The organism is Acinetobacter sp. YH16052 (genome assembly GCF_013417155.1).
In the GTDB taxonomy this organism is placed as follows: Bacteria; Pseudomonadota; Gammaproteobacteria; order Pseudomonadales; family Moraxellaceae; genus Acinetobacter.
In genome coordinates, this window is the sequence record NZ_VPEO01000175.1 from 1 (window position 1) to 1,229 (window position 1,229).

General features: G+C 33.3%; 2 protein-coding genes. Both read left to right on the forward strand.

Annotation, left to right across the window (positions count from 1 at the left end; genetic code table 11):
- Nucleotides 1-60: 60 nt before the first annotated feature.
- Entirely contained in the window at nt 61-783 is a 723-nt protein-coding gene (locus tag FTV42_RS17050; RefSeq protein ID WP_180044551.1) for a hypothetical protein, read from the forward strand.
- A gap of 164 nt (nt 784-947) precedes the next feature.
- The gene (locus FTV42_RS17055) at nt 948-1,214 is read left to right on the forward strand and encodes a helix-turn-helix domain-containing protein (protein ID WP_180039269.1); all 267 of its coding nucleotides are present in this window, start codon (nt 948-950) and stop codon (nt 1,212-1,214) included.
- Nucleotides 1,215-1,229: the final 15 nt, after the last annotated feature.

A 1,229-nucleotide genomic window follows, 5' to 3' on the forward strand; every position in this document is an offset into this window, starting at 1 on the left:
ATTTAATTTTTGTAGCGTGGCAATGTATGATGTTTTTATCAAAATTTGGCTAGGTGTGAAATGGTGAATAAAGTAAAAAGAGGCAGACCAGCTAAAGTTTTTACTGATACTGAATTAAGGGAGATTTTAGGCTTTGTTCAGAACATTTCGTTCAGAACAAAGGCTCAACAACAATTACATGAGATGAATATATCTTGTTTGTCTGAGCATTATCGAACTCTTGATATGTCAGATTTAACAGCTGAGTTATATGACTTACTTAAAATCGTAAACAGACAGAAGAATGCTTATCTTAAAAATATTGAGCTGTATAAAATCATTCAGCATAAATCGACAATAACAATTGCTCTTACTCAGCTCGAAAAAGAAATTTTGGGGTACAACACTTCTGATCGAGATGGTTTCTTTAACTGTCAAAATGCTCTGAATACGTATAATAAATTACAGAAAATAGCACAGGCTGAGATTAAACGGGTTGAAAGTGAAAGTCGAAAAAAAGCACTTGATAGTACGCTAAAAATGCAAACCGAGGGCCAAAAAAGACGTAAAGAAAATGAACGTCGTAAATATTGGCTGGGCGGTGTAATCCAAAAATATGAAAAGTTCTTAAAAGAGTCAGGGGTTTATAGTAATAATCTTTCAGTCGAAGATGTATTAGACCAGTTAGTGAAAGATGCTATACAGATGCATGCTATCTTTTCATCCAATAACTATGAACAAGAAGTTTACTTACAAGAGTTTGATCGACTTCGTGATGAAATACAAAATGACAAACGACGCTAATTAAAAAAAAGCCTTCACTCCAAAACCATGCTCAAAGCCTTATGTAGTAAGGGTTTAGCAACACGGATAATTTTTTTGATAAGAAGTTCGCTATATAGCGAATATTGGTAATAAAACACATAATGATCGCTATATAGCAAATATTATGATTGCGAGCGCCACAAATGGCTTCTAGAAAAGAAATAGGGCAAGCAATATGCTTTGCAAGAAAAAAGCTTGGCTATACACAAAAAGTAGTTTCAGAAAAATCAGGTGTCAATAAATCAACGATTTCTGAGATAGAAAACGGTCGTTTTACAGGCTCTTTTGATTTGTTTGAAAAAGTACTTAATTGTGTCGGTTTACAGTTTGAAGTTACACCAAAAAAGCATGAATTGCCCAATTGGTATGAAATTGAATCCTTATTCAAAGAAGATGACATTCGCTATTAAACTTAGTTGATAGTT